Source organism: Leucobacter alluvii, from assembly GCF_039530485.1.
In the GTDB taxonomy this organism is placed as follows: domain Bacteria; phylum Actinomycetota; class Actinomycetes; order Actinomycetales; family Microbacteriaceae; genus Leucobacter; species Leucobacter alluvii.
In genome coordinates, this window is record NZ_BAAAOP010000012.1 from 104,451 (window position 1) to 128,212 (window position 23,762).

The following is a 23,762-nucleotide window of genomic DNA, read 5'->3' on the forward strand; positions in this document are numbered from 1 at the left end:
TGCTGGTCCGAACGGACCGTTACTTCACTGCTCCGCCTGCGGCGACGATCTTCTGCTCAGCGGAGCTCGAGACCTTGTCGACCTGCACGTTGAGCTTGACCTGGAGGTCGCCGTTGCCCAGCACCTTGACGGGCTGGTTCTTGCGAACGGCGCCCTTGGCCACGAGATCCTCGACGGTGACGTCGCCACCCTGGGGGTAGAGCTCAGCGAGCTTCGCGACGTTCACCACCTGGTACTCGGTGCGGAACGGGTTCTTGAACCCGCGGAGCTTCGGGGTGCGCATATGCAGCGGCATCTGCCCACCCTCGAAGCCGACCTTGACCTGGTACCGAGCCTTGGTGCCCTTGGTACCGCGGCCTGCGGTCTTGCCCTTCGATGCCTCGCCACGACCCACGCGGGTCTTGGCCTTCTTGGAACCGGGAGCCGGACGGAGGTGGTGCGCCTTCAGCACCGACTCACGCTCCTCGTTGTTCTCGCTCATACGTCGATCTCCTCAACCACTACCAGGTGAGCGACCGCGCGAATGTAGCCTCGGTTGGCCTGAGTGTCTTCACGAACGACCGACTGGCCGATCTTCTTGAGACCCAAGCTCCGCAGCGTGTCGCGCTGGTTCTGCTTTTCACTGATGACGGACTTCGTCTGCGTAACCTTCAGGCTCTTCGCCATTACGCACCTGCCTTTGCCTTCGCGGCAGCGTCGGCCGCGGCCTTCGCCTCAGCGCGCACGATGCGGGCCGGAGCGACGCGGTCGAAGTCGAGGCCGCGGCGAGCTGCGACGGAGCGGGGCTCCTCGAGCTGCTGCAGTGCCTCAACGGTCGCATGCACGATGTTCAGGGTGTTCGACGAACCGAGCGACTTGCTCAGCACATCGTGGATGCCGGCGCACTCGAGTACGGCGCGCACCGGGCCACCGGCGATAACACCGGTACCTGCTGCTGCCGGACGCAGAAGTACGACACCGGCTGCGGCCTCGCCCTGCACGGGGTGCGGGATGGTGCTGCCGACGCGGGGCACGCGGAAGAAGTTCTTCTTGGCCTCTTCGACACCCTTTGCGATGGCGAGAGGCACCTCCTTCGCCTTGCCGTAGCCGACGCCGACGGTTCCGTTGCCATCGCCCACCACGACGAGCGCGGTGAAGCTGAAGCGACGGCCGCCCTTGACGACCTTCGAGACGCGGTTGATGGTGACGACGCGCTCGAGGAACTGGCTCTCGTTGCGGTCGCGGCCGCCGCGCTCGTTGCGGGTTCCGCGATCGCGGCTCCCGCGACGCTGCTCGCGCGGCTCGTTGCGGTGATCCTGAGCCGGAGCGGCCTGCCCGGCCGTCGTCTCAGACTGGGCCTCTGCAGACACTTGCTGCTCCTTCGTTTCGTTGCTCACAGGGTCAGCCCCCCTTCGCGAGCGCCATCGGCGATCGCTGCGACGCGACCGGCGTACTTGCTGCCGCCGCGGTCGAATACCACAGCGTCGATGCCGGCGCCCTTGGCGCGCTCAGCGACGAGTTCGCCGACCTTGCGGGCCTTGGCGGTCTTGTCGCCGTCGAACGAACGCAGATCGGCTTCCATGGTCGAAGCCGAAGCGAGGGTGAGACCCTTCGAGTCATCGACGACCTGTACGAAGACGTGGCGGGATGAGCGGTTGACGACGAGACGGGGGCGAACCTCCGTGCCGACGATCTTCTTGCGCAGGCGGGTGTGGCGGCGAACGCGCGCAGCCGACCGACCCTTAGCCCGGGATACTGAAGCGGCCATGGGTTACTTACCAGCCTTTCCTGCCTTGCGACGGACAACCTCGCCCGCGTAGCGAATGCCCTTGCCCTTGTAGGGCTCCGGCTTCTTCAGCTTGCGGATGTTGGCTGCGGCCTCGCCGACAGCCTGCTTCGAGATCCCGCTGACGGTGATCTTGGTGTTGCCCTCGACCGCGAGCGTGATGCCCTCGGGGGCGTCCACGTTGACCGGGTGCGAGAAGCCGAGCGCGAGCTCGAGGCCGGTGCCCTTCTGCTGCACGCGGTATCCCGTGCCGACGACCTCGAGCTGCTTGGTGTAGCCCTCGGTGACGCCGATGATGTTGTTGTTGATGAGCGTGCGGCTGAGGCCGTGCAGCGCTCGGGAATCGCGCTCGTCGTTCGGGCGGGTGACGAGCACCTGACCGTCCTCGAGTGCGACGCGGATGGGATCTGCGACGACGAGCGAGAGCTCGCCCTTCGCGCCCTTGACCGTGACCTTCTGGCCGTCGATCTTGACATCTACACCGCCGGGAACGGCGATGGGAAGCTTACCAATACGTGACATGACGCCTTACCACACGTAAGCGAGGACTTCCCCGCCAACGCCCTTCTGCTCAGCCTCGCGGTCAGTCAACAGACCCGAGGAGGTGGACAGGATCGCGATGCCGAGTCCACCGAGCACGCTCGGGATCTCGGTCGAGCCCGCGTACACGCGAAGGCCGGGCTTGGAGACCCGCTTGATGCCCTCGATCGAACGCTCGCGGTTCGGGCCGTACTTCAGCGACATGGTGATGGTCGTGCCCACGCGTGCGGCCTCGACCTTCCAGTCCTGGATGTAGCCTTCGCGCTTGAGGATCTCAGCGATCCGCTCCTTCAGCTTCGAGCCGGGGAGCGAAACGTCGTCATGATGCGCAGAGTTTGCGTTGCGCAGCCGGGTCAGCATATCTGCTACCGGATCAGTCATCGTCATGAGTGACTCTTTCTTTCTCGCCTGGTTTCATACGCCGGTACACCGACGCATGACCTGGGTGACACACGGATTGGGTGCCCGGGGATTCCCGAGCACCCTCGCCGTTTGGACTATTCAGTTATTCCGACTTGAAGGGGAAGCCGAGCGCGCGAAGCAGCGCACGGCCCTCATCGTCGGTCTTCGCGGTGGTCACGACAGTGATGTCGAACCCACGCACGCGATCAATCTTATCCTGATCGATCTCGTGGAACACACTCTGCTCGGTCAAACCGAAGGTGTAATTGCCGTTTCCATCGAACTGGCGCGGCGAAAGGCCACGGAAATCGCGGATACGGGGCAGAGCCAGGTTCACCAGGCGGTCGAGGAACTCCCACGACCGATCGCCACGGAGCGTGACGTGAGCACCGATCGCCTGGCCCTCGCGCAGCTTGAACTGCGCGATGGACTTGCGAGCCTTGGTGACCATGGGCTTCTGACCGGTGATCTTCACGAGATCGGCGATCGCGCCCTCGATCACCTTGCTGTCGCGAGCGGCTTCACCGACACCGGTGTTCACGACGACCTTGACGACGCCGGGAACCTGCATGATGTTGGCGTAGCCGAACTCCTCGCGCAGCTGCGGAACGATCTCGGAGCGGTACTTCTGCTTCAGGCGGGGCTGAGCGGTGGTCGCTGCAGTCTCGGTCATGCGAGATCCTTCCCGGACTTCTTCGCGAAACGAACGCGAACAGTCTTCTTCTTGCCGTCTTTCTCGACTTCCTCGACGCGGAACCCGACGCGAGTCGGCTTCTTCGTCTCGGGGTCGACGACTGCGACGTTGGACACGTGGATCGGAGCCTCGACGGTCTCGATGCCACCCTCGCGGGTGCCACGGTCCGACTGGCCGACGCGCACATGCTTGGTGACGAAGTTGACGCCCTCCACCACGATGCGATCGGTTTCGGACAGGACCTCGATTACTCGACCCTGCTTGCCCTTGTAGCCGCCGCGTTCCTGCGACGGGCCAGAGATGACCTCGACGAGGTCACCCTTCTTGATCTTTGCGCCCATAGGACTAGATCACCTCCGGTGCGAGCGAGACGATCTTCATGAACCGCTTGTCGCGGAGTTCACGTCCGACCGGCCCGAAGATGCGGGTGCCGCGGGGCTCCCCGTCGGCCTTGAGGATAACGGCGGCGTTCTCGTCGAACGCGATGTACGATCCGTCACCACGACGGGTCGACTTGCGCGTCCGGACGATGACGGCCTTGACCACATCGCCCTTCTTGACGTTGCCACCGGGGATCGCGTCCTTGACGGTCGCGACGATCGTGTCGCCGAGACCGGCGTAACGACGCTTCGAGCCACCGAGGACACGGATCGTGAGCAACTCCTTGGCGCCGCTGTTGTCGGCCACCTTGAGTCGGGATTCCTGCTGAATCACTTGCTACTCCTTCACTGAGTAAGCCCGAGGGCTTACTTCGCCTTCTCGAGGACCTCGACCAGACGCCAGCGCTTGGAAGCGCTCAGCGGCCGGGTCTCGTGGATGAGCACGAGATCGCCGATACCGGCCGTGTTCTGCTCGTCGTGGGCCTTGACCTTCGACGAGCGGCGGAGCACCTTGCCGTACAGCGGGTGCTTCACACGGTCCTCGACCTCGACAACGATGGTCTTCTCCATCTTGTCGCTGACGACATAGCCGCGGCGGGCCTTACGGTAGCCGCGCTGTTCCTTCTCGACCTCAGCCATGTCTAGGCCTCCTTCGTCTCAGCGGCGGCATCCGCCTGCTCGGTCTTCTTGCTGCTCTTCTTCGCCTTTGCGGGCGCAGCAGCAGGGGTGGCACGAATGCCGAGCTCACGCTCGCGCAGCACGGTGTAGATGCGAGCGATGTCGCGCTTCACCTGACGAACGCGGCCGTGGCTTTCCAGCTGGCCGGTAGCCGACTGGAAGCGAAGGTTGAAGAGTTCGCCCTTCGCCTTCTTGAGCTCTTCGGCCAACCGCTCGTTCTCGAAACTATCGAGCTCGGTGATGGCCAGTTCTTTGGTACCGATCGCCATTACGCGTCGCCCTCCTCGCGCTTGATAATGCGGGCCTTGAGGGGCAGCTTGTGGATGGCGCGGGTGAGCGCCTCGCGTGCGAGCTCCTCATCGACACCGGCGACCTCGAAGAGGACGCGGCCCGGCTTGACATTGGCAACCCACCACTCGGGCGAGCCCTTACCCGAACCCATGCGGGTTTCCGCAGGCTTCTTGGTCAGGGGACGATCGGGGTAGATGTTGATCCACACCTTGCCGCCACGCTTGATGTGACGCGTCATGGCGATACGAGCGGACTCGATCTGACGGTTGGTCACGTAGGCGGGGGTCAGTGCCTGGATACCGAACTCGCCGAAGGCGATCTCGTTACCGCCCTTGGACTGACCGGTGCGGCTCGGGTGGTGCTGCTTGCGGTACTTGACTCGACGGGGAATCAGCATGCTTACTTCTCCGCTCCTGCTGCAGCGGGTGCAGCCTCGGCCTGTGCACCACGGGGTGCACGGCGGCGGTCGCCGCGGTCGCGCGACGGCTTCTGGGCCGCCTGCTCACGAGCGAGTTCCTTGTTGGTCAGGTCGCCCTTGTAGATCCAGACCTTCACGCCGATACGACCGAAGGTGGTCTTCGCCTCGTAGAAGCCGTAGTCGATGTTCGCGCGGAGCGTGTGCAGCGGCACACGGCCTTCGCGGTAGAACTCCGAACGGCTCATCTCGGCGCCGCCGAGGCGGCCGGAGACCTGGATGCGGATGCCCTTGGCGCCGGCGCGCTGAGCGCCCTGCAGACCCTTGCGCATCGCACGGCGGAACGCCACGCGAGCAGCGAGCTGCTCGGCGATGCCCTGTGCGACGAGCTGAGCGTCAGCCTCGGGGTTCTTGACCTCGAGGATGTTGAGCTGGATCTGCTTGCCGGTGAGCTTCTCGAGGTCAGCGCGGATGCGCTCGGCCTCGGCGCCGCGACGACCGATGACGATACCGGGACGTGCCGAGTGGATGTCCACGCGAACACGGTCACGGGTGCGCTCGATCTCCACGCGGGACACGCCCGCACGGTCGAGCTGCTTCGTCAGGTGCTGACGGATCTTGATGTCCTCGGCGAGGTAGTCAGCGTAGCGCTGCCCGGCCTTCGTCGAGTCCGAGAACCAACGCGACACGTGATCGGTGGTGATCCCGAGGCGGAAGCCATAGGGATGAATCTTCTGGCCCATACCTAGGCTCCCTTCTTCACGGCGGCGAGCTCATCAGCCGTCTGCAGCACGACAGTGATGTGGCTGGTGCGCTTGTTGATACGGAATGCGCGGCCCTGAGCACGGGGGCGGAAACGCTTGAGCGTCGCGCCCTCGTCCACGAATGCACGAGCTACGACGAGCTCGTCCTCGTTGAGACGCAGGTTCTCCTTGTCGGCCTTGACGCGCGCATTCGCGATCGCCGAAGCGACGAGCTTGAAAATCGGCTCCGCTGCGGCCTGCGGGGCGAACTTCAGGATGGCGAGTGCCTCCTGAGCGTTCTTCCCACGGACCAGGTCAATGACACGACGGGCCTTCTGGGGGGTGATGCGGATGTGACGCAGACGTGCGGTCGACTCCACCATTTCTCTTCCTCCTTCACGTCACCGCTTAGCGGCGACGGCCCTTCTTGTCGTCTTTCACGTGACCGCGGAAGGTACGCGTGGGCGCGAATTCGCCCAGCTTGTGACCGACCATGGTCTCCGTTACGAACACGGGGATGTGCTTCCGACCGTCGTGCACCGCGATGGTGTGTCCCAGCATTGCCGGGATGATCATCGAGCGGCGCGACCAGGTCTTGATCACGTTCTTGGAGCCAGCTTCGTTCTGGACAATCACCTTGTTCAACAGGTGGTTATCGACGAAGGGGCCCTTCTTGAGACTACGAGGCATCTTCTACTCTCTCCTACCTGTCGACTAACGCTTCTTGCCAGCGTTGCGGCGACGCACGATGAGCTTGTCGCTTTCCTTGTTCGGATGGCGCGTACGGCCTTCCTTCTGGCCCCAGGGGCTGACCGGGTGACGACCACCGGAGGTGCGGCCTTCGCCACCACCGTGGGGGTGATCCACCGGGTTCATGACGACACCACGCACGGTCGGGCGGACGCCCTTCCAGCGCATGCGGCCGGCCTTGCCCCAGTTGATGTTCGACTGCTCGGCGTTGCCCACCTCGCCGACGGTCGCGCGGCAGCGCGCGTCGACGTTGCGGATCTCGCCCGACGGCAGACGCAGCTGGGCGTAGGGGCCGTCCTTCGCCACGAGGCGAACCGACGCACCTGCGGAACGAGCGAGCTTCGCTCCCCCGCCCGGCTTCAGCTCGATCGCGTGGATGACCGTACCGGTCGGGATGTTGCGCAGCGGCAGGTTGTTGCCGGGCTTGATGTCAGCACCGGAACCCGACTCGACGACGTCGCCCTGCTTGAGCTTGTTCGGCGCGATGATGTAGCGCTTCGTGCCGTCCACGAAATGCAGCAGCGCGATGCGCGCCGTGCGGTTCGGGTCGTACTCGATGTGCGCGACCTTGGCATCCACGCCGTCCTTGTCATGACGACGGAAGTCGATGACGCGGTACTGGCGCTTGTGGCCACCACCGATGTGACGGGTGGTGATCCGGCCCTGGTTGTTGCGGCCGCCGGTCTTGGGGAGCGGACGGAGCAGCGACTTCTCAGGCGTCGAGCGGGTGATTTCAGCGAAATCAGCAACGCTCGAGCCACGACGACCCGGGGTCGTCGGCTTGTACTTGCGAATTGCCATGATGTGTTCCTCTTCGCCCCTTCTACAGCGCAGCCGTGAAGATGTCGATGGAGCCCGACTTCAGGGTGACGATGGCGCGCTTCGTGTCCTTGCGCTTGCCCAGACCGAACTTCGTTCGACGGGACTTGCCCTTGCGGGTCAGCGTGCGGACCTTGGCGACCTTCACATTGAAGACCTCCTCGACGGCGAGCTTGATCTCGGTCTTGTTCGACTCGGGCTGCACCTCGAAGGTGTACTGGCCGTTGGCGTCGATGAGACCGTAGCTCTTCTCCGAGACGATCGGGCGGATGATGACGTCGTGTGCGGACTTGTTCAAGCTCACTTCGTGTCCTCCTGAGCGGCACGGCCATCGACGAATGCGTCGAAGGCGGCCTTGGTGAAGACGAGATCGTCGCTGACGACCACGTCGTAGGCGTTGAGCTGATCCTGGAACAGCACGTGAACGTGCGCCAGGTTGCGAACGCTGAGCGCCGTCAACTCATCTTCACGGGTGATGACCACGAGCACGCGCTTTCCCGGCGCGACCGACGCGAGGAACTCGCGAGCAGCCTTCGTGCTGGGCTTGTCGGCGATGCCGAACGTCTCGACGACGTGCAGACGGTTCGCGCGGGCGCGATCCGACAGCAGGCCGCGAAGCGCAGCGGCGATCATCTTCTTCGGGGTGCGCTGAGCGTAGTCGCGCGGCACGGGGCCGTGCACGACGCCGCCGCCGCGGTGCTCAGGAGCACGAACCGAGCCCTGACGAGCGCGGCCGGTGCCCTTCTGCTTGAACGGCTTGACACCCGAACCGGAGACCTCGCCGCGGTTCTTGGTCTTGTGCGTACCCTGACGCGCAGCTGCGAGCTGAGCGGTGACCACCTGGTGGATCAGCGGGATGTTGGGGTCGACACCGAAGATGGTCTCGGGAAGGTCAACCGACCCGGCCTTCTTGCCCTGAGCGTCGAACACCTCGAGCTTGGTAGCGGTAGCCATGAACTACGCCCCCTTCACTGCGTTGCGAACGAATACGAGACGACCGCGCGCTCCGGGAACCGCACCCTTGACCAGGATGAGACCCTTCTCAGCGTCGACCGCCTGAACGGTGAGGTTCTGCACGGTGACGCGCTCGCCACCCATGCGACCGGGCATGCGCTGGCCCTTGAAGACACGACCGGGAGTGGCAGCGCCACCGATCGAGCCGGGCTTGCGGTGGTTGCGGTGCGCGCCGTGCGACGCGCCAACGCCCTTGAAGTTGTGACGCTTCATGGCGCCGGCGAAGCCCTTGCCCTTCGAGGTGCCGACGACGTCGATCAGCTGACCGGCCTCGAAGGTGCCGTCGACGGTGAGCTCCTGACCGAGCGCGTACTCCGACGCATCGGAGGTGCGGACCTCGGTGAGGTGACGGCGCGGCGTGACGCCGGCCTTCTCGAAGTGACCTGCGGTCGGCTTGTTCACCTTGCGGGGGTCGATCTGACCGGCGGCGATCTGCACGGCGCTGTAGCCGTCGACCTCTGCGGTGCGGATCTGGGTGACGACGTTCGGTGCCACCTCGATGACGGTCACGGGAACGACGTTCCCGTTCTCGTCCCATACCTGCGTCATACCGAGCTTGGTGCCCAGAAGACCCTTCACGTTACGTACTACTGACATGTCCGGATCCCCCCTTAGAGCTTGATCTCGATGTTGACGTCGGCAGGCAGGTCGAGACGCATGAGCGAATCGACAGCCTTCGGGGTGGGGTCGACGATGTCGATGAGACGCTTGTGCGTGCGCTTCTCGAAGTGCTCGCGGCTGTCCTTGTACTTGTGGGGCGAACGGATCACTGCGATCACGTTCTTCTCCGTCGGGAGCGGCACGGGGCCGATCACGGTCGCACCCGCGCGGGTCACCGTGTCGACGATCTTGCGCGCGGAGCTGTCGATGACCTCGTGGTCATACGACTTCAGTCGGATGCGGATCTTCTGTCCCGCCATGTGACTCTCTACTTTCTACTTGCGTCGTACCACCACCCGGAGGTCGTGGCATTGGACGTCTTACGTACCAGCGCCCTGGCTGCAGCGCTTTCGCGCTTCGTGCTGGGTCTCTGTTCACCTGTCAAAACCGGCCGGCCCGTATGGACGGGCGAGGCGGCCCCGCGCGCACGAAAGCGGCCGGACTCACGTCTGGCCGCCGAACGGCGTGCAGGTCTCGTTCGCTACCCGCGGCCTAACCGGAACCCCGAGCGAGCGGGGCGGTTATGCACTGCCTGGCAGTGATCCGCACCGAGGCGCGGAGTACTGAACCTGTCTATTCTCGCACGGGGGACGCCGCCGTGCAACCCGGGCGTGTCGCGCTCGTCAGCCGCGACGCGGCAGGAGTCTCGGGAGCAGCAGGTAGAGCACCAGGACGGCGAGACCCGCACCGAACAGCGCGATCGCACCCGCCGTACTGGTGAACACGGACCCGAGTCCGAGCAGCGAGGTGGCGAGTGTTGCGCCGGCCGTCATCGCAGAGGCCTGCACGTGCGAATATCCCAGCTGCTGAATCCGCTGGTACGTATGCTCCTTGTGCGGTTCATCCCAGCGGCGCCCGGCCCGCACGCGCTTCACGAGCGTCACCGCGACGTCGCCGAAGTAGATCACCATGGGCCCGATCGTCGCCAGCAGCGGAACCCCGGCCACCAGCGCAGCGAAACTCGTGATCGCCGTCGCACCGCCGAGCAGATAGCTCCCGACATCACCCAGGAACGCTCCGGGTTTCGTCAGGTTCCACGGGAGGAAGCCGCCGAATCCGGCGGCGAGCACGAGGCCGGCCGCGAGTAGCCAGGGAAGCCCGAGGAACCAACCTGCTGCCGCGAACGTCAGACCTGAGATGACGCCGTGGAACCCGCTGATGCCGTTCAATCCGTCCATGAAGTTCGCGACGTTGATGTAGCTCGAGATGAAGAGCACCGCGTAGATCGCCAGGAGCAGCGCTCCCCAGAGCGGGAGGCCGGGACCGGCGAGAACGAGGATCGCGACCGCTGAAGTGAGTGCGATCACCAGCAGCAGGACGCTGCGGACCCCCACGCTCAGCCCCCAGAGATCTTCGGCGAATCCGAGCAGCCCTGCAGCGAACGAACCGACGACGACCGTCAGCAGGAGCCGCGTGTCCCCCGCTCCGGTGTGCTGCGCGACCACCGCGAACCCGCCGGCCGCGCCCATCGCGATGAGCACGGCCAACCCGAGGCCGCGCAGCACCGGGCGCTCGTGAGAGGAGCGCTCGTTGGGGACGTCCATGATGCCGAGCCGCACGAGCAGGGGCCGCACGAGGTACGGCAGCAGGATGCTCAGGACGAGTGCGAGAACGCCCGCCACCAGGGCGATCGCGAACGGCGTCACTGCACCCGCTCCTCAGCCGCCGCGGTCAGGTCCATTCGCGCGACCCATCCCTCGTGATCGAGCACCGCAGGCGAAATGGAATCGACCCTCGCGTGGGAGATCTTCGGGTGATAGGGGCGCTCATCGCCCTCTCCCTCCCCGACCAGCTCCTCGTGCAGCTTCTCGCCGTGCCGGAGTCCCGTGAAGACGATGTCGACGTCGCGGCCGGACTGCGCGATCATTCGCTTCGCCACGTCGAGAATGCTCACCGGCTCCCCCATGTCGAGGATCAGCACTTCTCCGGGGCGACCGATGCCGCCCGCCTGCACGACCAACTGGCACGCCTCAGGGATCGTCATGAAGAACCTGGTCACGTTCGGATGCGTCACGGTCACGGGGCCACCGGCCTCGATCAGCTTCCGGAATGTCGGAAGCATCGATCCGCGGCTGCCGATCACGTTCCCGAAGCGCACCGAGAGGTACCGCTGACCCGTGTGCTCCGCCATCCAGGCGGTCAGCTTCTCCGCCACGCGCTTCGAGTGTCCGAGCACGCTCGTCGGATTCGCAGCCTTGTCCGTCGAGATGTTGACGAACGTCCCGACCTCTGCCGCCTGCGCCGCGCGCAACACGTTCAGCGTTCCGAGCACGTTCGTCTTCCAGGCCTCATCCGGGTACTGTTCGAGCATCGGCAGATGCTTGAGGGCCGCGGCGTGGAAGACCACCTCCGGTCGCCGTTCGCGGAACAGGCGCTCGAGGGCTCCGGCGTCTCGGATGTCGGCGAGCACCACGTCCTGGGTATCGAGCAGACCGTGACCGCTGATCGACAGCTGCGTCTCCTGCAGCGCCGTCTCGTCTCGGTCGAGCATGATGAGTTCCCGCGGCGCGAATCGAGCGAGCTGCCGGCAGAGCTCGGACCCGATCGACCCGCCGGCACCGGTGACCAGCACCCGCCGATCCTGGAGGTACGAGGCGATCGACTCGGTCTCGAGCCGCACCGGGTGCCGGCCGATGAGATCCTCGATGGAGAGCTGCCGCACGTCGGAGATCACCGAGTTGTTTCGGAGGATCTGGTCGAGCGGCGGCAGCACCATCGCCGTCATCCCCGCGCGGTTCGCGGCCTCATCGACGCGGCGCATCAGTCCCGCGTCGGCGTCGCCGATGCAGATGATGAGCTTCGTGGCACGCGTGAGCCGTGCGACCTCCGCCAGGTCGTCGAAGCCGCCGAGTACCCGCACGCCGCGCACTTCCTGCCGACGCTTCTTCGGGTCGTCGTCGATGAAGCCCACCGGGAGCGCCGAGCCCTTCGCGTCCGTGAGCAGGCGCTTCGCGGTCTGAACGCCGAGGTATCCCGCGCCGTACAGCAGTGTGCGCTCCGCCTCCGAGCCGGGCAGCATCTGGCGCTCCTGGTATAGGCGCATCACGTATCGCGCGACCCCCATCAGGCTGAAGGTGATCGGCGCCGCGATGAAGAGCGTGCTGCGTGGGATGCCGTTTCCGTACCCGACCAGGTACGCGAACAGCCATGCGACGACCATCACAGCGGTGATGTCGAGCACGAGCACCCGCACCTCGTCGAAGCTGCCGATCTGGTATCGGTTGCGGTACAACCAGGAGAGCCAGCCGACGACGAGCTGGAGCAGCACCGTGACGCCGATGACGACGAGCGTCCACCCCCAGTGGATCCTCATCAGGTTGAAATCGAACCGCAGCACGAGCGCTGCAAGGATTCCGACACCCCACGCTCCGGCGTCGGCGAGGAACAGGACGCCGTACTGCCGGGCGAAGTGGCCGATTCGGCCCGCGGCGGACTGCGGCACGTGGGCTCCCTTCGTTCCGCCCGAATCCGGTGACATCGGGCGTGGATCAGCTTCGAGAATACCGCGCGGCACCTGCGCAGAAGCGGAGGCCGCGCGGGCGGGCGGGAACGGCAGAACCCCCGGGGACGGATCCCCGGGGGTTCTGGTACTCCACGGTCAGACCATGGGTACGGGTAGTGCTACGAGACTTACTCGACGACCTTGGTCACCGTGCCGGCGCCGACGGTGCGGCCACCCTCACGGATCGCGAAGCCGAGGCCCTCTTCCATAGCGATCGGCTGGATCAGCTCGACCGACATGTCGGTGGTGTCACCGGGCATGACCATCGGCTTGTCCTCGGGAAGGGTGATGACACCCGTCACGTCCGTGGTACGGAAGTAGAACTGCGGACGGTAGTTCGTCTCGAACGGGTTGTGGCGGCCACCCTCATCCTTCTTGAGGATGTAGGCGGTGCCCTCGAACTTGGTGTGCGGGGTGATCGAGCCCGGGGCCACGACGACCTGGCCGCGCTCGACATCTTCGCGCTTCGTGCCGCGGAGCAGCAGGCCGCAGTTCTCGCCGGCCCATGCCTCGTCGAGCTGCTTGTGGAACATCTCGATGCCGGTGACCGTGGTCTTCTGCGTCGGGCGCAGACCCACGATCTCGACCTCGGAGTTGATCTTCAGCGTGCCGCGCTCGGCGCGACCCGTGACGACGGTGCCACGACCGGTGATCGTGAAGACGTCCTCGACGGGCATCAGGAACGGCTTGTCCTTGTCGCGCACGGGATCCGGGATGCTCTCATCGACGGCTTCCATGAGCTCGACGATCGAGTTGACCCACTTCTCGGTGCCCTGAAGCGCCTCGTAGCCCGACACGCGGACGACGGGGACGTCGTCTCCCGGGTAGCCCTGCTTGGAGAGCTCCTCGCGGACCTCCATCTCGACGAGCTCGAGGATCTCCTCGTCGTCGACCATGTCGCTCTTGTTGAGGGCGACGAGCAGGTAGGGAACGCCGACCTGCTTGGCGAGCAGGATGTGCTCCTTGGTCTGAGCCATCATGCCGTCGGTCGCTGCAACCACCAGGATCGCGCCGTCCATCTGGGCGGCACCGGTGATCATGTTCTTGATGTAGTCAGCGTGACCGGGTGCATCGACGTGAGCGTAGTGACGCTTGTCGGTCTCGTACTCAACGTGCGAGATGTTGATGGTGATGCCGCGCTGGCGCTCCTCGGGAGCCGAGTCGATCGTGTCGAAGTCGCGCTGCACGTTCACGTCTGACGGGAACTTGTCGGCGAGGGTCTTCGAGATCGCCGCAGTAAGAGTCGTCTTACCGTGGTCGACGTGACCGATCGTTCCGATGTTTACGTGCGGCTTGGTCCGCTCGAACTTGGCCTTCGCCACTATGGTCCTCCTCAGGACGTCGAGTACCGTTTTCCTCCGACGGTTTCGGAGGACACGAATACGGGGTTGGTGTCACTATGTTACAAGCTCAGCGCTGTGATCGCGACCTGAGCGGGCCGGCCGGCGGTGATGCGAGGCACCTCCGCCGACCGGCGGGCGAAATTACTCGCCCTTAGCCTTCTGGATGATCTCTTCGGAGACGGCCTTCGGAACCTCGGCGTACGAGTCGAAGGTCATCGAGAACACCGCACGACCACTGGTCTTCGACCGGAGGTCGCCGATGTACCCGAACATCTCGGAAAGCGGGACGAGGGCGCGCACGACCTTGACGCCGCTCGCATCCTCCATCGACTGGATCTGACCGCGACGCGAATTCAGATCGCCGATGACGTCGCCCATGTACTCCTCGGGAGTACGCACCTCGACCGCCATGAGCGGTTCCAGCAGGACGGGCTGCGCGAGACGCGCGGCCTCCTTGAACGCCATCGAACCGGCGATCTTGAACGCCATCTCCGAGGAGTCGACGTCGTGGTACTGGCCGTCGAGCAGCTGCGCGCGCACGTTCACGACCGGGAAGCCGGCCAGGATGCCGTACTGCATCGCGTCCTGGATGCCCGCGTCGACCGACGGGATGTACTCGCGAGGAACGCGACCACCGGTCACCTTGTCCTCGAAGAGGTACACCTTGTCGTCTTCGTTCTCGAGCGGAGCGAGCGAGATCTGCACCTTGGCGAACTGACCCGAACCACCGGTCTGCTTCTTGTGGGTGTAGTCGTATTTCGGCACCTCGCGACGGATCGTCTCGCGGTACGCGACCTGCGGCTTGCCGACGTTCGCCTCGACGTTGAACTCGCGCTTCATGCGATCGACGAGGATGTCGAGGTGGAGTTCGCCCATGCCCGCGATGACGGTCTGGCCGGTCTCGGCGTTGAGGCTCACGCGGAACGTGGGATCCTCTTCGGCGAGCTTCTGGATGGCGACGCCGAGCTTCTCCTGGTCGCTCTTCGTCTTCGGCTCGATCGCGACCTCGATGACGGGCTCGGGGAACGTCATCGACTCGAGGACGACCTGGTTCGCGGAGTCCGACAGCGTATCGCCCGTCGTGGTGTCCTTGAGACCGATCACCGCGTAGATGTTTCCGGCGGTGAGCTCGTCGACCGGGATCTCCTTGTTGGCGTGCATCTGGAAGATCTTGCCGATGCGCTCCTTCTTGCCCTTGGTCGAGTTGACGACCTGGGTGCCAGAGGGAACGTTGCCGGAGTAAACGCGGACGTAGGTCAGACGACCGAAGAACGGGTGCACGGCGATCTTGAAGGCGAGCGCCGAGAAGGGCTCGCTGGCCGACGGCTTGCGCTCGATGACGATCGACTCGTCACGCGGGTCGTGCGCCTCGATCGAGCCCACGTCGAGCGGGTTCGGCAGGAAGTCGACGACCGCGTCGAGCATCGGCTGGATGCCGCGGTTCTTGAACGCCGAGCCGCAGTACACGGGGTAGATCTCGTTGTTCACGACGAGCTTGCGGATTCCCGCCTTGATCTCGTCGATGCTGAGCTCTTCACCCGCGAAGTACTTCTCGAGGAGAGCATCGTCAGCTTCGGCGACTGCCTCGACGAGCTGAGCGCGGTACTCCTCGGCCTTCGCCTGCAGATCGGCGGGGATCTCCTGCGTCTCGTAGGCAGCGCCCAGCGAGACGTCGCCCTTGGCGTCGCCTTCCCAGACGAATGCCTTCATCGAGAGGAGATCGACGACGCCGATGAAGTCGGACTCGGCGCCGATGGGCAGCTGCATGACGAGCGGCTTCGCGCCGAGTCGGCTGACGATGGTGTCGACCGTGAAGTAGAAGTCGGCGCCCATCTTGTCCATCTTGTTGACGAAGCAGATGCGGGGCACGCCGTACTTGTCAGCCTGACGCCAGACGGTCTCCGACTGGGGCTCGACGCCCTCCTTGCCGTCGAACACGGCAACCGCGCCGTCGAGCACGCGGAGCGAGCGCTCCACCTCGACGGTGAAGTCGACGTGGCCCGGCGTATCGATGATGTTGATCTGGTTCTTGTTCCAGAAGCACGTGACGGCAGCGCTGGTGATGGTGATACCGCGCTCCTTCTCCTGCTCCATCCAGTCAGTCGTCGAGGCGCCGTCGTGCGTCTCACCCAGCTTGTGGTTCACACCCGTGTAGAACAGGATGCGCTCGGTGGTGGTGGTCTTGCCGGCATCGATGTGCGCCATGATGCCGATGTTGCGGACCTTACTCAGGTCGGTGAGCACGTCTTGTGCCACAGGGTTCTCCTCCGGGGTGGGGGTGAAGTATCGGGAGATGTCGACTCGGCTGCCGAACTGCGCCGTCCAAGTCGCGGGGCGAGGCCCCGGGTGCGGCGGAGGGATGCGAACGCGCATCCCTCCGCCGCGAGGGTTCTACCAGCGGTAGTGAGCGAACGCGCGGTTCGACTCGGCCATCTTGTGCGTGTCCTCACGGCGCTTCACAGCGGCACCGAGGCCGTTGGAAGCGTCGAGGATCTCGTTGGTGAGGCGGTCGGTCATCGAGTTCTCACGACGAGCCTTCGCGTAGCTGGTGAGCCAGCGGAGGGCGAGCGTGTTCGCACGGTGAGGCTTGACCTCGACGGGCACCTGGTAGGTGCTGCCGCCGACGCGGCGCGAGCGGACCTCGAGGGTCGGGCGCACGTTGTCGAGCGCCTTCTTGAGGACCGTCACGGCATCCTGACCGGACTTCTCGGCAACGGTCTCGAGTGCACCGTAGACGATGCGCTCGGCGAGACCCTTCTTGCCGTCGAGGAGGATCTTGTTGACGAGCTGGCTGACTACGGGCGAGCCGTAGACGGGATCAGCGACGACGGGGCGCTTGGGAGCGGGACCTTTACGGGGCATTACTTCACCTTCTTTGCACCGTAGCGGCTACGAGCCTGCTGGCGATCCTTGACCGCCTGCGTGTCGAGCGCGCCGCGCACGATCTTGTAACGAACACCGGGGAGGTCCTTCACACGACCACCGCGCACGAGCACCAGCGAGTGCTCCTGCAGGTTGTGGCCCTCGCCCGGGATGTAGGCGGTGACCTCGGTGCCGTTGCGGAGCTTCACACGGGCAACCTTGCGCATTGCCGAGTTGGGCTTCTTCGGAGTGGTGGTGTACACACGCGTGCATACGCCAGCCTGCTGCGGGTTCGCCTTCAGAGCGGGCGCTTTGGTCTTAGTGACCTTCGGCGACCGGCCCTTGCGAACCAACTGCTGAATGGTAGGCAATAGTTCTCCTCATTTGTCCTGCACGGTGACAGGAATGCTTCAATGGATGAGCATGTGCGACCGCTTGCGCGACCGCTGACCTGCTGTTCCGCAGAGCGGAACCGAGTGCAGGTATGCCGTGGGGGCCCACTTCTCGCGAAGCGTCCGACCCTGTGGCGCAGTCCCCCGAAACCTCCGTGCAGGCACGACGGAGTCGGTGGAACACACCAGCACACAACTATACGCCGAGGATCCTGCTTTGGCAATGAGTGAGAGCCGGGACCTCAACTCGGCGGTTCGAGGTTGCGACTCAGATCGTCGAGCATGCTCTGGACCTGCGGCTCGACGAAGCGATGCACCGCCGTCTCGATCCGTGCGCGATGCGCGACGAGCGCGAAGCAGACCTCCTGGCCGACCGCATCAGCCTGCGCATCGGCGAGTTCGATCTCCCGGCGCAGCCGAAGCTTCTCATCCGGATTCAACGGCGGCCTCGGCAACGGGGGCGCCGGGCGCGATTCCTCTGCGAGGCCGGCGAGGGTGAAGAGGAACGGCTGCGCATCGTCGCCTGGCTCCGGATCGGGATCGAGCCCGTCGTACTCCGGTTCGAGCCCGTCGGCCGGATCGTACCCGCCCGCTTCCCAGATTTCAGCGCCCTCCAGCTCCGCGTGCAGAGCGGGGAGCCGCGCCGCTGTGAACTCCTCGACGCGCTTGTCGATGATGCGCTGGAGGCGCGACACCAGCGCGTGCGCGACCTGGTGCGGGACGTCGTCGGTGAGCCCCGCAGCGGCGAGCATGGGCGACCCGGTGCAGCGCCGGCAGACCCGTGAACGGCCGCGGTGCGTGCCGGGGCTCCACCGCGGCACCCAGCGCAGCCAGGAGTCGACGGCGGCGTCGACTCGGTTCTCGATGCTCGTCGCCACGATCAGTCGGTCTCCTCGTCGCGTTCCCAGGGCCACCGAGGCGGAGGCCGGTCCGTGTAGACCCGCCTCGCGAGCACTGCCCAGAACAGCAGCGCAGCAGCGGCCCAGATGACCGGAAGCGCGGCGGCGAACGGGCTGAGCCAGGTCTCCGCCACCGTCATCCCGGCGAGCATGCCGAGCAGCCCCCACCAGAGATAGATGCCGGCGGCGACGGCGATGATCGACGACCAGGCGGGCTCTCGCCTGCCGCGCAGCAGCGTGATCGCGTGACGCCACAGCCCGACGGCGAGCAGCGCGAGACCGCCGACCAGCATGAGCGGCGCGATGGAGGACGGGACGCCGGGCGAGGTCACGGGGTCCCGGTCGAGCATCAGCGCGAGACCACCCCATACGGCGACGAGCAGCGCGGTCGCGACGATGACCGCTGCGCCGATCAGCGCCGCGACGTAGCCGCGGGTCACTCCGCGACGCGGCTCGTGGGTCATGCCTGAGCGGAAGCCTTCGACTCTGCGAGGGAGGCCTCGTAGTCGGCGAGCTCACGAGCATTGCGCTGCTTCATCCGGCGTCCACGACCGCCGATCCAGGCCCCGAACCACACCGTGACCTCGCGGGCGACGAGTGCCGCACCGAGGGCGGGAACGGTCAATCCGAATCGCGTGACGAGGGTGTGCAGGTCGCCCGACCACCCGCGCGTCCCGCCGAGCATCTCTCTCGGGCTCTCGAACGGCGTTCCGAAGTATGCGAGACCGAGGGTGACCGCCGCCCAGACGAGCGCAGCGACGAAGAATCCGCCCAGCACGTACGCCCACCAGCCGGCACGGCCCGCGATGAGCACGAGCAGCACGAGACCCACGAAGAACGCGACGGCCCCGGCGATGACCGGCCACGAGGTCAACCACGGGACGAGGCCGTCAGTGAGGAACGACGAGGGCGGGAACATCGGCGCCAGCCAGAGCGCGAGCACGCCGGCCAGCACGGCGGCGAAGCCGACCGTCGCGAGGATCGCGATGAGCACGCCGGCGCCGCGATTCCCCTTGATGTCCGGAGGCATCGGCGTCTGCACGTAGAGCCCGGCCATGGGATGGTCGGAGCTGATCCGGATCTCGCCGTCGCGCTCGCGCGTCGTCGACTCGTCGGCCGCGGTGGGGAGGTCGTCGAGTGCCGGCAGCGCCGCGGTCTCCTCCCGCGTGAGCCTCGCCGATGAGGCTGCCCGCTCCGTTGGCGGCTCCATGTCGAGTTGCGTGTCTACCAGCGATGCCTGCTCGCGGCGAGCTCGCTCAGCGTCCTCCTCGACTCCCGGAGCCGACTCAGGCTCCCCGGCTTCGCGCGCGACGACGTCTGTCTGCGCGGACACGTGCTGCTCCCCCGCACCCTCGTCAGTGCTCGAGGTGCGCGAGCGCTGCACGGCGCGGAGCACCTCCGTGCGGCTCGCCTCCGTCTCTTCAACCGGGGCCCCCGGATTGCCGGCGGTCTCGGGGGTTTCCGCCGCCCTCGACGCGGATCCCTCGCGCTCGTCGCTCATCGCTTCACCTCTCGTAGCGGATCGGGATGTCCGGCGCAGATTTCGCGCCTGACACGATCATGTGCGGCAACAGTACAAGGTGGAGGCGCCCATGCGGGTTTCCCGCGCCGCGATGCGGGAAGACGCGGAATGCGAAACGGGCGCCCGCACCCGGAGGTGCGAACGCCCGTGACGCTGGCCGAGCCGACTAGCTGTAGTTGCCCGGGTTGAACTCGTCAGCCGTGAAGCTGTCGAAGTCCACGAACGAGAGGTCGTTCTCGTCGAAGGTGCCCTCGGTCGCGAAGAGGCGATTCGGGTAGCGCTCCGCCTTCGCCTCCTCGGTCGCAGCCACGTCGACGTCGCGGTAGACGCCGAGGCCGGTACCGGCGGGGATCAGCTTTCCGATGATCACGTTCTCCTTCAGACCGATGAGTGGATCTCGCGATCCCTCCATCGCAGCCTGGGTGAGCACGCGCGTCGTCTCCTGGAAGGAGGCGGCGGAGAGCCACGACTCGGTCGCGAGCGACGCCTTGGTGATACCCATGACCTCAGGTCGCGCCGTTGCCGCACGCTTCGTGTCGAGCAGCGCTTCGCGGTTGATCCGCTGGTAGCGCGCACGATCGACGAGCTCGCCCGGGAGCAGCTCCGTCTCGCCGTGATCGACGACGGTGACCTTGCGCAGCATCTGGCGCACGATGACCTCGATGTGCTTATCGTGGATCGGCACGCCCTGCGAGCGGTAGACGCCCTGCACGCCCTCGACGAGGTACTTCTGCACCGCGCGCTCGCCCGGGATGTGCTTGCCGCCCTCGGTGGAGCCGACCTGGAGGATGTCCTTCGGGTCGAGCGTTCCCGCGAGGAAGGGCTGACCCAGCTCCACGTGATCGCCGTCTTCGACGAGCAGCGTCGAGCGCTTCAGCACCGGATATGCCTTCTCCTCCGTGCCGTCATCCGGCGTGAGGAGAATGCGACGGCTCTTCTCGGAATCGTCGATGACGACGCGACCCGCAGCCTCGGCGATCGGCGACGCACCCTTCGGGGTACGAGCCTCGAAGAGCTCCTGCACACGGGGCAGACCCTGCGTGATGTCGTCCGCCGATGCGGAACCACCGGTGTGGAAGGTGCGCATCGTCAGCTGCGTGCCGGGCTCACCGATCGACTGCGCCGCGATGATGCCGACGGCCTCGCCGATATCGACGCGCTGACCGGTCGCGAGCGAGCGGCCGTAGCAGGTCGCGCAGACGCCGACAGCCGACTCGCAGGTGAGCACGGAGCGCACCTTGATCTCGGTGACGCCGCCATCGACGAGCTTCTCGATGAGCACATCGCCCACGTCCTCGCCCGCCTGGGCGACGACTGCGCCCTCGCCGTTCACCGCGTCGGCGGCGAGCGTCCGAGCGTAGACCGAGTTCTCGACGTTCTCGTCGCGCACCAGCACGCCGTTGGCGTCAGGGGCGGCGATCGGGAGATCGAGACCGCGACGGGTGCCGCAATCCTCTTCGCGGATGATGACATCCTGCGACACGTCCACCAGACGACGGGTGAGGTATCCCGAGTCGGCGGTGCGGAGCGCGGTGTCGGCCAGACCCTTTCGAGCACCGTGGGTCGCGATGAAGTACTCGGCGACCGACAGGCCCTCGCGGTACGAGTTGATGATCGGGCGAGGAATGATCTCACCCTTCGGGTTCGACACCAGGCCGCGCATACCGGCGATGTTGCGGATCTGCAGCCAGTTACCACGAGCACCGGAAGACACCATGCGGAAGATCGTGTTGTCCTCCGGGAACTGCTCGCGCATGGCGGCGGCCACCTCATCGGTCGCCTCCGTCCAGATCTCGGTCAGCGCCTTCTTGCGCTCGCTGTCCTGGATCATGCCGCGCTCGTAGTCGCGCTCGACCTTCGCCGCGCGCTTCTCGTGCTCGGCGATGATCTCACCCTTGTTGGAGGGCGTCACGACGTCCGAGAGCGAGACGGTCACACCGGAGCGCGAAGCCCAGTGGAAGCCCGCGTCCTTGATGCGGTCGAGCGTCGCCGCGACCTCCACCTTGGGGTAGCGCTCGGCGAGATCGTTGACCAGGCTCGAGAGCGTTCCCTTGTCTGCGACGCGCTCGAAGTAGGCGTAGTCGGCCGGCAGCGCCTCATTGAAAATCGCTCGTCCGAGCGACGTCTCCACGAGCACCGGCTTCTCCGACGTCACGCCGTTCTCGTCGGTGTACCCGATCAGACGGATCTTCACGAGCGCGCCGAGGTCGAGGGTGCCCTCGTCCATCGCGAGAATCGCTTCGGCGATCGATCCGAACGCACGGCCGGTGCCGACGGAATCGCGCTTGATCGTCGTCAGGTGGTGCAGGCCGATGATCATATCCTGCGACGGCAGGGTCACCGGGCGCCCGTCGGAGGGCTTCAGGATGTTGTTCGACGCGAGCATGAGCACGCGCGCTTCGGCCTGGGCCTCCACCGAGAGCGGCAGGTGGACTGCCATCTGGTCGCCGTCGAAGTCCGCGTTGAACGCAGCGCAGACGAGGGGGTGCAGCTGGATGGCCTTGCCCTCGACGAGCTGCGGCTCGAACGCCTGGATACCCAGGCGGTGGAGCGTCGGTGCGCGGTTGAGCAGCACGGGGCGCTCGCGGATGATCTCCTCGAGCACGTCCCACACCTCGGAGCGCGCGCGCTCGACCATGCGCTTCGCGGCCTTCACGTTCTGCGCGTGCGACAGATCCATGAGGCGCTTGATGACGAACGGCTTGAACAGCTCGAGCGCCATCTGCTTGGGCAGACCGCACTGGTGCAGCTTGAGCTGCGGGCCGACGACGATGACCGAACGCCCCGAGTAGTCGACGCGCTTGCCGAGCAGGTTCTGACGGAAGCGACCCTGCTTGCCCTTGAGCATGTCGCTCAACGACTTGAGGGCGCGGTTGCCGGTGCCCGTCACGGGGCGACCGCGACGGCCGTTGTCGAACAGTGCGTCGACGGCCTCCTGCAGCATGCGCTTCTCGTTGTTCACGATGATCTCCGGCGCGCCCAGGTCGAGCAGGCGGCGCAGGCGGTTGTTGCGGTTGATCACGCGACGGTAGAGATCGTTGAGGTCGGAGGTCGCGAAGCGGCCGCCGTCGAGCTGCACCATCGGGCGGAGCTCGGGCGGGATCACGGGAACCACGTCGAGCACCATCGCGGCCGGGCTCGCACCCGTCTGCAGGAAGGAGCTGACCACCTTGAGGCGCTTGATCGCGCGGATCTTCTTCTGGCCCTTGCCCTCGGCGATCTGCAGGTGCAGGGTCTCCGATTCGGCGGCGAGGTCGAACGACTCGAGACGCTTCTTGATCGCCTCGGCGCCCATGTACGCCTCGAAGTAGTCGCCGTAGCGATCCTGCAGGTCCGCGAACACCGCGTCCTCGGGCTTGAGGTCGCCGACCTTCAGGTTGCGGAAGTCCTCCCACACGCGCTGCAGACGAGCGATGTCGTCGTCGAAGCCCTTGCGGATGGCGGTCATCTCCTTCTCGGCCGAAGCCTCGGCGCGACGGCGCTGATCGGCCTTCGCCCCTTCGGCTTCGAGCGCTGCGAGGTCGGATTCCGCCTGCTGCTGACGCTGCGCGATCGAGATGTCGCGCTGATCCTCGAGCGCCTTCAGCTCGAGACGCAGCTCGGCTTCCAGTTCGCCCAGGTCCTCGTGACGGCCCTCTTCATCGATGTCGATGATCATGTACGCCGCGAAGTAGATGACCTTCTCGAGGTCCTTCGGCGCCATGTCGAGCAGGTAGCCGAGACGCGACGGCACGCCCTTGAAATACCAGATGTGCGTCACGGGCGCAGCGAGCTCGATGTGGCCCATGCGCTCACGACGGACGCTGGACTTCGTCACCTCGACGCCGCAGCGCTCGCAGACGATGCCCTTGTAGCGGACGCGCTTGTACTTGCCGCACGCGCACTCCCAGTCGCGGCTCGGCCCGAAGATCTGCTCGCCGAACAGACCGTCCTTCTCGGGCTTCAGCGTGCGGTAGTTGATGGTCTCCGGCTTCTTGACCTCGCCGAACGACCAGCTGCGGATGTCTTCAGCCGTGGCGAGACGGATCTGCAGCTCGTTGAAACTCGTACCCTCGAGCAAAATGTTCTCCTTGGGGATTTCAGTAAAAGTG

At 65.7% G+C, this 23,762-nt stretch carries 30 protein-coding genes; all 30 read right to left on the minus strand.

Features of this window, described 5'->3' with window-relative positions:
* Positions 1–19: 19 nt before the first annotated feature.
* The 30 genes from rplO to rpoC all read right to left on the minus strand — a co-directional run bounded on the left by rplO (position 20) and on the right by rpoC (position 23,731).
* Positions 20–481, minus strand: a complete 462-nt coding sequence (gene rplO, locus ABFX18_RS11705) for a 50S ribosomal protein L15 (RefSeq protein ID WP_090147125.1) — start codon at positions 479–481, stop codon at positions 20–22.
* Complete coding sequence (gene rpmD, locus ABFX18_RS11710; RefSeq protein ID WP_090147122.1) at positions 478–666, minus strand: 50S ribosomal protein L30; 189 nt, start codon at positions 664–666, stop codon at positions 478–480. Before rpmD ends, rplO begins: the two co-directional genes overlap by 4 nt.
* Positions 666–1,376: a 30S ribosomal protein S5 gene (gene rpsE, locus ABFX18_RS11715; RefSeq protein WP_090147120.1), complete on the minus strand. Its 711-nt coding sequence runs from the start codon at positions 1,374–1,376 to the stop codon at positions 666–668. The genes rpmD and rpsE overlap by 1 nt, the downstream gene beginning before the upstream one ends.
* Positions 1,373–1,747: a 50S ribosomal protein L18 gene (gene rplR / locus ABFX18_RS11720; RefSeq protein ID WP_010156412.1), complete on the minus strand. Its 375-nt coding sequence runs from the start codon at positions 1,745–1,747 to the stop codon at positions 1,373–1,375. Before rplR ends, rpsE begins: the two co-directional genes overlap by 4 nt.
* Positions 1,748–1,750: 3 nt before the next feature.
* Positions 1,751–2,287, minus strand: coding sequence for a 50S ribosomal protein L6 (gene rplF, locus ABFX18_RS11725; protein WP_090147118.1), 537 nt, complete (start codon positions 2,285–2,287; stop codon positions 1,751–1,753).
* Between the two features lie 6 nt (positions 2,288–2,293).
* Positions 2,294–2,692: a 30S ribosomal protein S8 gene (gene rpsH / locus ABFX18_RS11730; protein ID WP_010156409.1), complete on the minus strand. Its 399-nt coding sequence runs from the start codon at positions 2,690–2,692 to the stop codon at positions 2,294–2,296.
* A gap of 118 nt (positions 2,693–2,810) precedes the next feature.
* Complete coding sequence (gene rplE, locus ABFX18_RS11735; protein ID WP_010156408.1) at positions 2,811–3,380, minus strand: 50S ribosomal protein L5; 570 nt, start codon at positions 3,378–3,380, stop codon at positions 2,811–2,813.
* Positions 3,377–3,742, minus strand: coding sequence for a 50S ribosomal protein L24 (rplX, locus tag ABFX18_RS11740; RefSeq protein WP_090147116.1), 366 nt, complete (start codon positions 3,740–3,742; stop codon positions 3,377–3,379). The genes rplE and rplX overlap by 4 nt, the downstream gene beginning before the upstream one ends.
* Positions 3,743–3,746: 4 nt before the next feature.
* The gene (gene rplN / locus ABFX18_RS11745) at positions 3,747–4,115 is read right to left on the minus strand and encodes a 50S ribosomal protein L14 (RefSeq protein ID WP_058594067.1); all 369 of its coding nucleotides are present in this window, start codon (positions 4,113–4,115) and stop codon (positions 3,747–3,749) included.
* Between the two features lie 32 nt (positions 4,116–4,147).
* Positions 4,148–4,420 (minus strand): 30S ribosomal protein S17, encoded by a 273-nt coding sequence (rpsQ, locus tag ABFX18_RS11750; protein WP_010156405.1) that lies wholly within the window; start codon positions 4,418–4,420, stop codon positions 4,148–4,150.
* 2 nt (positions 4,421–4,422) lie between these two features.
* Positions 4,423–4,728 carry a 50S ribosomal protein L29 gene (gene rpmC, locus ABFX18_RS11755; RefSeq protein WP_010156404.1) on the minus strand — a complete coding sequence of 102 codons (306 nt, stop codon included), beginning with the start codon at positions 4,726–4,728 and terminating at the stop codon, positions 4,423–4,425.
* Positions 4,728–5,147: a 50S ribosomal protein L16 gene (gene rplP / locus ABFX18_RS11760; protein WP_090147114.1), complete on the minus strand. Its 420-nt coding sequence runs from the start codon at positions 5,145–5,147 to the stop codon at positions 4,728–4,730. The genes rpmC and rplP overlap by 1 nt, the downstream gene beginning before the upstream one ends.
* A 2-nt stretch (positions 5,148–5,149) precedes the next feature.
* Entirely contained in the window at positions 5,150–5,908 is a 759-nt protein-coding gene (gene rpsC / locus ABFX18_RS11765; protein ID WP_053352794.1) for a 30S ribosomal protein S3, read from the minus strand.
* 2 nt (positions 5,909–5,910) lie between these two features.
* A complete protein-coding gene (gene rplV, locus ABFX18_RS11770) occupies positions 5,911–6,291 on the minus strand; it encodes a 50S ribosomal protein L22 (protein ID WP_090147112.1) in 381 nt (126 codons plus the stop codon).
* Between the two features lie 25 nt (positions 6,292–6,316).
* Positions 6,317–6,598 (minus strand): 30S ribosomal protein S19, encoded by a 282-nt coding sequence (gene rpsS / locus ABFX18_RS11775; protein WP_010156398.1) that lies wholly within the window; start codon positions 6,596–6,598, stop codon positions 6,317–6,319.
* 24 nt (positions 6,599–6,622) lie between these two features.
* Positions 6,623–7,459, minus strand: a complete 837-nt coding sequence (gene rplB / locus ABFX18_RS11780) for a 50S ribosomal protein L2 (RefSeq protein ID WP_090147110.1) — start codon at positions 7,457–7,459, stop codon at positions 6,623–6,625.
* A gap of 22 nt (positions 7,460–7,481) precedes the next feature.
* Positions 7,482–7,781 (minus strand): 50S ribosomal protein L23, encoded by a 300-nt coding sequence (rplW, locus tag ABFX18_RS11785; RefSeq protein ID WP_010156396.1) that lies wholly within the window; start codon positions 7,779–7,781, stop codon positions 7,482–7,484.
* On the minus strand, positions 7,778–8,431 hold the full coding sequence (gene rplD / locus ABFX18_RS11790; protein ID WP_010156395.1) for a 50S ribosomal protein L4: 654 nt from the start codon (positions 8,429–8,431) through the stop codon (positions 7,778–7,780). The genes rplW and rplD overlap by 4 nt, the downstream gene beginning before the upstream one ends.
* A 3-nt stretch (positions 8,432–8,434) precedes the next feature.
* Positions 8,435–9,088: a 50S ribosomal protein L3 gene (gene rplC / locus ABFX18_RS11795; protein WP_090147108.1), complete on the minus strand. Its 654-nt coding sequence runs from the start codon at positions 9,086–9,088 to the stop codon at positions 8,435–8,437.
* Between the two features lie 14 nt (positions 9,089–9,102).
* Positions 9,103–9,411, minus strand: a complete 309-nt coding sequence (gene rpsJ / locus ABFX18_RS11800; protein WP_010156393.1) for a 30S ribosomal protein S10 — start codon at positions 9,409–9,411, stop codon at positions 9,103–9,105.
* Positions 9,412–9,774: 363 nt separating this feature from the next.
* A complete protein-coding gene (locus ABFX18_RS11805; protein WP_346058418.1) occupies positions 9,775–10,797 on the minus strand; it encodes an MraY family glycosyltransferase in 1,023 nt (340 codons plus the stop codon).
* Entirely contained in the window at positions 10,794–12,593 is a 1,800-nt protein-coding gene (locus tag ABFX18_RS11810; RefSeq protein WP_090147476.1) for an SDR family NAD(P)-dependent oxidoreductase, read from the minus strand. Before ABFX18_RS11810 ends, ABFX18_RS11805 begins: the two co-directional genes overlap by 4 nt.
* A gap of 188 nt (positions 12,594–12,781) precedes the next feature.
* Positions 12,782–13,975 (minus strand): elongation factor Tu, encoded by a 1,194-nt coding sequence (gene tuf, locus ABFX18_RS11815; RefSeq protein ID WP_090147100.1) that lies wholly within the window; start codon positions 13,973–13,975, stop codon positions 12,782–12,784.
* Positions 13,976–14,137: 162 nt separating this feature from the next.
* Complete coding sequence (fusA, locus tag ABFX18_RS11820; protein ID WP_090147097.1) at positions 14,138–16,252, minus strand: elongation factor G; 2,115 nt, start codon at positions 16,250–16,252, stop codon at positions 14,138–14,140.
* Positions 16,253–16,387: 135 nt separating this feature from the next.
* Complete coding sequence (rpsG, locus tag ABFX18_RS11825; protein WP_010156386.1) at positions 16,388–16,858, minus strand: 30S ribosomal protein S7; 471 nt, start codon at positions 16,856–16,858, stop codon at positions 16,388–16,390.
* Entirely contained in the window at positions 16,858–17,229 is a 372-nt protein-coding gene (gene rpsL / locus ABFX18_RS11830; protein ID WP_010156385.1) for a 30S ribosomal protein S12, read from the minus strand. The genes rpsG and rpsL overlap by 1 nt, the downstream gene beginning before the upstream one ends.
* A 263-nt stretch (positions 17,230–17,492) precedes the next feature.
* The gene (locus ABFX18_RS11835; protein WP_090147094.1) at positions 17,493–18,128 is read right to left on the minus strand and encodes a spermidine/putrescine ABC transporter substrate-binding protein; all 636 of its coding nucleotides are present in this window, start codon (positions 18,126–18,128) and stop codon (positions 17,493–17,495) included.
* A gap of 2 nt (positions 18,129–18,130) precedes the next feature.
* Positions 18,131–18,613, minus strand: a complete 483-nt coding sequence (locus tag ABFX18_RS11840) for a hypothetical protein (protein ID WP_090147091.1) — start codon at positions 18,611–18,613, stop codon at positions 18,131–18,133.
* Positions 18,610–19,650, minus strand: a complete 1,041-nt coding sequence (locus ABFX18_RS11845) for a hypothetical protein (protein ID WP_346058419.1) — start codon at positions 19,648–19,650, stop codon at positions 18,610–18,612. The genes ABFX18_RS11840 and ABFX18_RS11845 overlap by 4 nt, the downstream gene beginning before the upstream one ends.
* 187 nt (positions 19,651–19,837) lie before the next feature.
* On the minus strand, positions 19,838–23,731 hold the full coding sequence (gene rpoC, locus ABFX18_RS11850; RefSeq protein WP_090147087.1) for a DNA-directed RNA polymerase subunit beta': 3,894 nt from the start codon (positions 23,729–23,731) through the stop codon (positions 19,838–19,840).
* Positions 23,732–23,762 lie beyond the last annotated feature (31 nt).

What these genes read in the sequence shown, in the direction of transcription:
- rplO (WP_090147125.1), bottom strand. Translation starts at nt 481, where the DNA reads ATGAGCGAGAACAACGAGGAGCGTGAGTCGGTGCTGAAGGCGCACCAC.
- rpmD (WP_090147122.1), bottom strand. Translation starts at nt 666, where the DNA reads ATGGCGAAGAGCCTGAAGGTTACGCAGACGAAGTCCGTCATCAGTGAA.
- rplR (WP_010156412.1), bottom strand. Translation starts at nt 1,747, where the DNA reads ATGGCCGCTTCAGTATCCCGGGCTAAGGGTCGGTCGGCTGCGCGCGTT.
- rplF (WP_090147118.1), bottom strand. Translation starts at nt 2,287, where the DNA reads ATGTCACGTATTGGTAAGCTTCCCATCGCCGTTCCCGGCGGTGTAGAT.
- rpsH (WP_010156409.1), bottom strand. Translation starts at nt 2,692, where the DNA reads ATGACGATGACTGATCCGGTAGCAGATATGCTGACCCGGCTGCGCAAC.
- rplE (WP_010156408.1), bottom strand. Translation starts at nt 3,380, where the DNA reads ATGACCGAGACTGCAGCGACCACCGCTCAGCCCCGCCTGAAGCAGAAG.
- rplX (WP_090147116.1), bottom strand. Translation starts at nt 3,742, where the DNA reads ATGGGCGCAAAGATCAAGAAGGGTGACCTCGTCGAGGTCATCTCTGGC.
- rpsQ (WP_010156405.1), bottom strand. Translation starts at nt 4,420, where the DNA reads ATGGCTGAGGTCGAGAAGGAACAGCGCGGCTACCGTAAGGCCCGCCGC.
- rpmC (WP_010156404.1), bottom strand. Translation starts at nt 4,728, where the DNA reads ATGGCGATCGGTACCAAAGAACTGGCCATCACCGAGCTCGATAGTTTC.
- rplP (WP_090147114.1), bottom strand. Translation starts at nt 5,147, where the DNA reads ATGCTGATTCCCCGTCGAGTCAAGTACCGCAAGCAGCACCACCCGAGC.
- rpsC (WP_053352794.1), bottom strand. Translation starts at nt 5,908, where the DNA reads ATGGGCCAGAAGATTCATCCCTATGGCTTCCGCCTCGGGATCACCACC.
- rplV (WP_090147112.1), bottom strand. Translation starts at nt 6,291, where the DNA reads ATGGTGGAGTCGACCGCACGTCTGCGTCACATCCGCATCACCCCCCAG.
- rpsS (WP_010156398.1), bottom strand. Translation starts at nt 6,598, where the DNA reads ATGCCTCGTAGTCTCAAGAAGGGCCCCTTCGTCGATAACCACCTGTTG.
- rplB (WP_090147110.1), bottom strand. Translation starts at nt 7,459, where the DNA reads ATGGCAATTCGCAAGTACAAGCCGACGACCCCGGGTCGTCGTGGCTCG.
- rplD (WP_010156395.1), bottom strand. Translation starts at nt 8,431, where the DNA reads ATGGCTACCGCTACCAAGCTCGAGGTGTTCGACGCTCAGGGCAAGAAG.
- rplC (WP_090147108.1), bottom strand. Translation starts at nt 9,088, where the DNA reads ATGTCAGTAGTACGTAACGTGAAGGGTCTTCTGGGCACCAAGCTCGGT.
- rpsJ (WP_010156393.1), bottom strand. Translation starts at nt 9,411, where the DNA reads ATGGCGGGACAGAAGATCCGCATCCGACTGAAGTCGTATGACCACGAG.
- rpsG (WP_010156386.1), bottom strand. Translation starts at nt 16,858, where the DNA reads ATGCCCCGTAAAGGTCCCGCTCCCAAGCGCCCCGTCGTCGCTGATCCC.
- ABFX18_RS11840 (WP_090147091.1), bottom strand. Translation starts at nt 18,613, where the DNA reads ATGACCCACGAGCCGCGTCGCGGAGTGACCCGCGGCTACGTCGCGGCG.
- ABFX18_RS11845 (WP_346058419.1), bottom strand. Translation starts at nt 19,650, where the DNA reads ATGAGCGACGAGCGCGAGGGATCCGCGTCGAGGGCGGCGGAAACCCCC.